Below are 6,094 nucleotides of genomic sequence, written 5' to 3' on the forward strand. Positions count from 1 at the left end.
AGTTTTCCTCGGCTCGCCCGCGCGTCGCGTGCCGCGGTGGCGCCGGGATGGCGGCCTGCCGGGGATCGCGCCGCTGCGGTGGAGCGGCTCATGTGACGGCGCCGTTCCCGGCGCCCGGATTGTTCGGTCAGCTGCGTCAGTCGTGCCGTGGCCGTGAGGCTTCGGGCAAACGACGGCCCGAACCGTTACGATGAAAGGGAGTCGCGACCGCTGCCTGGGAGTCATCCCTTGGACATCCGGCGCAATCCTCGCCGGCGTGACGGGCGGGGCCCCGGCCCGAACCGGTCTCGGCGGGCAGGGAATGACGCTCGCCGAGTATCCTATTTCGACAGGTTTTTTTCAATGCAGACGGCAACTTCCCGCGACGTACCTCACGGTGTGCGTCAAGTCGCGATCGGCCCCGAGCGGGACGGCCAGCGGATCGACAACGCGCTGGCGACCCTGCTCAAGGGTGTGCCGAAAAGCATGATTTACCGCCTTTTGCGCACCGGCCAGGTGCGCGTGAACGGCAAGCGGGCGAAGCCGGACACGCGGTTAAGTGACGGCGACATGCTGCGAATTCCGCCGATCCGGGTGGCTGAACGCCCCGAGGGACGGGAGGCGCCGGATGCGCTGGTCTCGTCGATTGCCGAGACGGTGATCTTCGAGGACAAACACTTCCTGGTGATCGACAAGCCCTCGGGTATCGCCAGCCACGGCGGCAGTGGGGTGAGCCACGGGGCGATCGAGCTGCTGCGCGCGGCGCGCCCGCATGAGTCGCTGGAACTGGTGCATCGCCTGGATCGCGATACCAGCGGCGTGCTGGTGCTGGCCAAGTCGCGGGCCGGGTTGGTTGGCTTGCAGGCGGCGATCCGTGCCGGCGAGGTCACCAAGCAGTACCTGTGCCTGATGACGGGGCACCCTCCCAAGGCGAAGTTCGACGTCAATGCGCCGCTGCGCAAGTTCGCCTTGCAGGGCGGCGAGCGCATGGTGCGGGTCAGCGAAGACGGCAAGCCTTCGCTCACCTTCTTCCGCGAGATGGAGCAGTACCCCGGCGCGCGCCTGATGCAGGCCACCCTGGGCACGGGGCGCACCCACCAGATCCGCGTGCATGCCGCCCATGTCGGCCATCCGCTGGCGGGCGATCCGAAGTACGGCGACCGCGAGATGAACAAGCGTTTCCGCGAGATGGGGTTGCAGCGGCTGTTCCTGCACGCTGCGCATCTCAGTTTCGAGCTGGACGGGCGCCTGTACAGCTTTTCCGCGCCGCTGCCGGATGACCTCAAGACCTTCCTCGACGTGCTGGCGGTGAAGGGCAAGCATCTGCCCTACATCCAGGCCGCGGCTAAAGAAAGAAACGGGCGCTGACCTCCAGCGAACGCAGCAGGCCGCCCACCAGGCCGGCTTCCACCAGCAAGGCGCAGGTTGCATGCGCCGCAGCGACCGGCAGCAACGCGCGCGAGCGTCGGAAGCACCACGCCCACCACAGCTCGGCCAGCAGGCAGAGCTGCATCAAGGTGCCGTTCGGCGTGTGCATCAAGGCGAACACGAGGCCGGTGAGCAGCACCGCGAAGGCCGGGTGCAGCCGGCCGCCTTCGAGGCGGCGCAGCACCACGGCCAGCATCAGCCATTGCTGCAGGATCGCCCACAGCATGTAGACCAGCACATGACCGGGCGTGGGCGGCGTGCAGTGTCCGCCGTACCCGGCGATCAGCAGCAGGGTCGGCAGCAGCAGGGCGAACGGCATCAGCCAGGCACGCCAGTCGCCCAGCCAGTGCCAGTCGGCCGGGCGCTGCCGCCACTCGGCCTGCGCCGCGAACAACAAGGCGCCGGCGAAGCACAGCAAGCCGGGCAACGACAGGCGCAGGCCCAGTCGCAGGCCGATGACGAGCCACAAGGGCCCGGCCAGGCAGGCGGCGAGTTCCAGCCAGCGGCGGTGCCGACGCAGGCGCGGCGGCCACCAGGCCAAGCCGGCCAGTGCCAGCAGATAGCCGATGGTGCCGACCCACGCCAGCCAGCCATGGTTGCCGGATTCATCCGCGGTCGTCGGCGTGTCGCCATGCGGAAGAATCAGGGCGCCCGGTCGCTGCCACCAGACCAACTGGCGCAGGACCAGTTGCGTCTCGGCCAAGGCGCCGGCCGGCAAGGCGATCCAGGGCGCGGCCGGGAGGGCGGGATCGGCGAGTTGCCGCGAGGCGACCGCAGGATCGGACGACAGCTGCAGCGAGGGCCGTGTGGGCGCGGGCAGGGGGGCCTCGCGACGCAACGCCACTTCATCCAGACGCAGCGACGCGCCGGCGGCCAGTGCCAGCTGCAGACGCAGCATCTCGATGCGTTTTGGCGCAGCGCAGCTGCTGCCGTCGGCACCTCGCCAGTGCAACTGGCGCAGGTCGATCACCACGCGCAGCGGGCCAGCCGCGACCGGTGCGTCCTGCCAGCCGAGACAACCCGGCTGCCCCAGCCGTGGCCGCCACGCCACGCCCAGCCGGAACGGCGCATCGGCTTCGCCGCGCAGGGCAAGCAGCGGCCAGTGACCCGGATCGAGCATGCCGCTCACCGGCAGGCCCAGCTCGAACGGCGTGCCGTCGCGACTGCGTATGCGCAGGCCATCGCCGGCGCGCCGCACGTCGGCGGCGCCGAAGGCGCGGCCGGCGACGAGGTCGTGCGGCTGGCGCAAGCGCCACTGCCACAGCGGCTGGCCGTGCTCGATCAGGGCCAGTTGCCGATCCGCCGTGTGTCGCAGGTGGCCCGCGGTGATGCGCGCGGCCAGTCCGCGCAGACCGAACAGCAGCAGCGCCACCAGCAACGCGAGGCCTGCGGTGGCCAGCCAGCGGCGCATCGTCGGCGTGGGGGATCGCTGCACGCTCAGCGCGTCAGCAGTGCCTCGACCTTGGCCGCGCAGATGATGTCGTTGAGCGAGAGGCCGCCGACATCGTGGGTGGACCACAGCAACTGGCAATGCCCGTAGCCGGCTTCGATGTCGGGATGGTGATCCTCGTGGTTGGCCATGTAGCCCACCGCGTTGATGAAGCCCAGCGTGTGGTGGAAGTCGCGGAAGCGGAAGTCCTTGACGATCGCGTGGCCGTCCGCGCTCAGCTCCCAGCCCGGCAGCAGCTGCAGCAGCTGGGTGATCTTGTCCGCACCCAACGCGTGTTCCTTGCCCTTGCGCGGCTGGCAATGCTGGTTGGCGAAATCGTGGATGTTCATGGGCGCTCCATCGGAAGGCAAAGACATGGCGCGCAGCGTCGAAGTTGCGCACGCAAATGTCAAAACCTGCGGGCTGGCATGAAACCGTACTAAAATGGTGCTGATTCGGCGGACTGTGTTGGCGCCGCCGTCGCAATATCCGTCACAGGTGAAGCATGATCGAGATTTCCGAACGCGCGCAGCAGCATTTCCTCCGCCTGCTGGCGCAGCAGGGCAGCGAGGGACTGGGCATCCGCCTGCACGTGACCGCGCCCGGTACGCCGGCGGCGAACTGCGAACTGGAGTTCTGCGAACCGTCCGAACTGGCCGGCAACGAGTGGACGATCGAATGCGCCGGTTTCGACTTCCACGTCGAGGGCGACAGTGCGTCGTGGCTGGATGGCGCCAGCATCGATTTCGAGCCGAACGCCACCGGCGGCCTGCTGAACATCCGCGCGCCGAAGATCAAGGGCGACGTGCCGGGGCTGGAAGCCGGGGTGATCGAGCGCGTGCGCTACGTGATCGAGTCGGAGATCAACCCGCGGCTGGCCTCGCACGGCGGCCGCGTCACCCTGCTGGAAGTCGATGCCGAGGGCGTGGTGAAGCTGCAGTTCGGCGGCGGCTGCCACGGCTGCGGCATGGTCGATGTCACCTTGAAGCAGGGCGTGGAGAAAACCCTGCGCGAACGCGTGCCCGAAGTGACCGCGGTGCGCGACGCCACCGACCACAGCGACGGCAAGCAGCCGTACTACAACAAGCACGAAGGCAAGTCGGCGCTGGGCTGAGATGAGCGATGCGCCAAACGAGAAAGCCCGCCATTCGGCGGGCTTTTGCTTGAGAGTGCGACCTTGGATGGCCGCCCGTGTGATTTTCGCGATCATGGATGATCGCAAAGCCACGGTGGCTCAATCGCCCTGCACATGCCCCTTCAGCGTGTCGAGCTTGGTCGGCAGGCTGGAGAAATAGGCGGCGACGTCCTCGATGTCCTGGTCGGACAGCGTGGCCACCATGCCCTTCATGATCGGGTTGTTGCGTTCGCCATCCTTGTACTCGTGCAGCACCTGCTGCAGGTACTGGTTGTACTGGCCGGCGAGGCGCGGGTATTGCGGATCGACCGCGTTGCCGTCGGCGCCGTGGCAGGCGAAGCAGGCGGCGGCCTTGGTCTTGCCGTTCGCAGCGTTGCCGCTGGCCAGCAGCGGAGCGGAGGCGAACGCCAGGACGGCGCCGCACGAAAGCAGGGCTAGTGCACGTTGCATGCGGGGTCCTTGGTTACTTGATCGGCGTGAGGCTGGACAGGTAGGCGGCGATGTCCTTGATGTTCTGCTCGGACAGGCTTTGCGCCTGCGCCGCCATCGTCGGATACGTGCGGTCGCCGCTCTTGTACTCGTTCAGCGCATTGATGATGTACTGCTCGTTCTGCCCGGCGATCTTCGGCACGGGATAGTCCGGGTAGGCGTTGGAGTAACCTGGCACGCCGTGGCAGCCGGCGCAGGTGTAGACCAGCGTGCGTCCGGCCGCCTTGTCGCCTTCGGCGTGCGCGCTGGCGGTGGCCAGCAAGGCAAGAGCACCCGCCAGACCAAGTATGTGCAGTCGAATCATCGAGATCGTTCCCCAGGTGCGGCGACGGATGCGAATGAATGCAGCAACCGCCGCAGTATAGACAGCAGCTCAGGGCGCGGACAACCTGCCGTACTGCATGCCGCAAGCGCGGCGTTTTGTCGCGATCAGACCAGGCTGCGGAAGATGTGGATGCCCGCGCTGTACTCGCCGACGATGGTGCCCAGGCTGACCAGGAAGAAATTCAGCAGGGTGCGCGCCACGCGGTTCTTCCACCAGCCGCTCCAGTGCACGATGTCGTCGCGCAGAGTGTCGAAGTCGGCCACGCGCGGGCGACGCACCCAGGCCTCGGCCATCGCGCTGATGCCCCCGGCGGGAATGCCGGGGCGGAACGGCTTGATCGGTGCGGCGATGAAGGCGGCGAGGATGCTGAGCGGATGCGCGCCGGCGGCCAGTGCGCCCAGCGCGGCGAAGCCGCCGGTGAACAGCACCCACGCGGTGAGCGCCTGCGTGCCCAGCGCCGCGTTGCGATGGAAAGCCCAGGCGATCGCCGCGAATACCAGCAGCACCAGGCCCGCCGCCAGCCACTTGGGCCAGCGCGCCTTCGGTGGTGACTGCGCCAGTTCGGCGGCAGTCGCGGCCGGGTCGTCGTGCTGTTCGCGCAGCAACTGGCACAAGCCCTTCAGGTGTCCCGCACCGATTACCACCAGCACGCGGCGTGGTGTTCCGGTGGCCGTGCGCGCGGCCTCTTCGCGCAGGCGCGCGGCCATGTAGGCGTCGCGTTCGCCGATCAGGCTCTGGTAGAGCGGCTTCGATTCGTTGGCGAATTCGCTGAACGCGCTTTCCAGCATGTCGCCCTGCTTGAGCTTCTCGATCTCGCTGGCCTCGATCTCCTCGCGCTCGAACACGCTGGCGAGCAGGCCGCCGAGCAGGCCGAAGCGCTGCCAGAAACCCACGCTGTGCCAGGCGCGCTTGAGCGTGGTGCCGACCTCGCGGTCGACCAGCCACAGCGGCAGGCCGCGTGCTTCGGCGCCGTCCATCGCCGCCTTCATCTCGGCACCGGGCTGGATGCCGGATTGCTCGGCAAGACGCTTCTGGAACGTGGACAGCACCAGGCTGGCGGCGACCATGCCGGCCTTGCCCTGGCGGATCACCTGGAACAGGTCCATGCGCTTGAACGCGTCGGGATCGCGCATGCCCTGCGCGCGGCTTTCGCACAGCTCCACCGCCACCGCGTCGAAGTGCTCGTGCTCCAGCAATGCCTCGACCGCCTCCATGCTGGTGCGCGAGACGTGGGCGGTGCCCAGCACCACGTATTCCACGCCGTCGCGCTCGACGCGCTCGATCGGCTGGTCCGCCAGCACGGCGGGCA

7 protein-coding genes are annotated in these 6,094 nt (G+C 68.2%); 2 read left to right on the forward strand and 5 right to left on the reverse strand.

From position 1 onward, the window contains the following. Positions 1–342 precede the first annotated feature (342 nt). Positions 343–1,347, forward strand: a complete 1,005-nt coding sequence (locus B0E52_RS01560) for an RluA family pseudouridine synthase (RefSeq protein WP_077481077.1) — start codon at positions 343–345, stop codon at positions 1,345–1,347. On the opposite strand, the gene B0E52_RS01565 is transcribed toward B0E52_RS01560, so the two are convergent. Both B0E52_RS01565 and B0E52_RS01570 read right to left on the reverse strand, forming a co-directional pair. Beyond that, positions 1,325–2,842, reverse strand: a complete 1,518-nt coding sequence (locus B0E52_RS01565) for a CPBP family intramembrane glutamic endopeptidase (RefSeq protein WP_139351547.1) — start codon at positions 2,840–2,842, stop codon at positions 1,325–1,327. The genes B0E52_RS01560 and B0E52_RS01565 overlap by 23 nt on opposite strands. Positions 2,843–2,844: 2 nt before the next feature. Next, complete coding sequence (locus tag B0E52_RS01570; RefSeq protein WP_077481081.1) at positions 2,845–3,186, reverse strand: 4a-hydroxytetrahydrobiopterin dehydratase; 342 nt, start codon at positions 3,184–3,186, stop codon at positions 2,845–2,847. A gap of 155 nt (positions 3,187–3,341) precedes the next feature. Between B0E52_RS01570 and B0E52_RS01575 the strand changes: the two genes are divergently transcribed. Continuing rightward, complete coding sequence (locus tag B0E52_RS01575; protein ID WP_077481083.1) at positions 3,342–3,950, forward strand: NfuA family Fe-S biogenesis protein; 609 nt, start codon at positions 3,342–3,344, stop codon at positions 3,948–3,950. A 120-nt stretch (positions 3,951–4,070) separates the two neighbouring features. Here B0E52_RS01575 and B0E52_RS01580 read toward each other — a convergent pair whose 3' ends face one another. The 3 genes from B0E52_RS01580 to B0E52_RS01590 all read right to left on the reverse strand — a co-directional run bounded on the left by B0E52_RS01580 (position 4,071) and on the right by B0E52_RS01590 (position 6,086). Next, entirely contained in the window at positions 4,071–4,421 is a 351-nt protein-coding gene (locus B0E52_RS01580) for a cytochrome c (protein ID WP_077481085.1), read from the reverse strand. A gap of 13 nt (positions 4,422–4,434) precedes the next feature. After that, on the reverse strand, positions 4,435–4,764 hold the full coding sequence (locus tag B0E52_RS01585) for a cytochrome c (RefSeq protein ID WP_077481087.1): 330 nt from the start codon (positions 4,762–4,764) through the stop codon (positions 4,435–4,437). 125 nt (positions 4,765–4,889) lie between these two features. After that, positions 4,890–6,086 carry a TraB/GumN family protein gene (locus B0E52_RS01590; protein WP_077481089.1) on the reverse strand — a complete coding sequence of 399 codons (1,197 nt, stop codon included), beginning with the start codon at positions 6,084–6,086 and terminating at the stop codon, positions 4,890–4,892. Between the last annotated feature and the right edge of the window lie 8 nt (positions 6,087–6,094).

Source organism: Rhodanobacter sp. C06 (assembly GCF_002001105.1).
Classification (GTDB): domain Bacteria; phylum Pseudomonadota; class Gammaproteobacteria; order Xanthomonadales; family Rhodanobacteraceae; genus Rhodanobacter_A.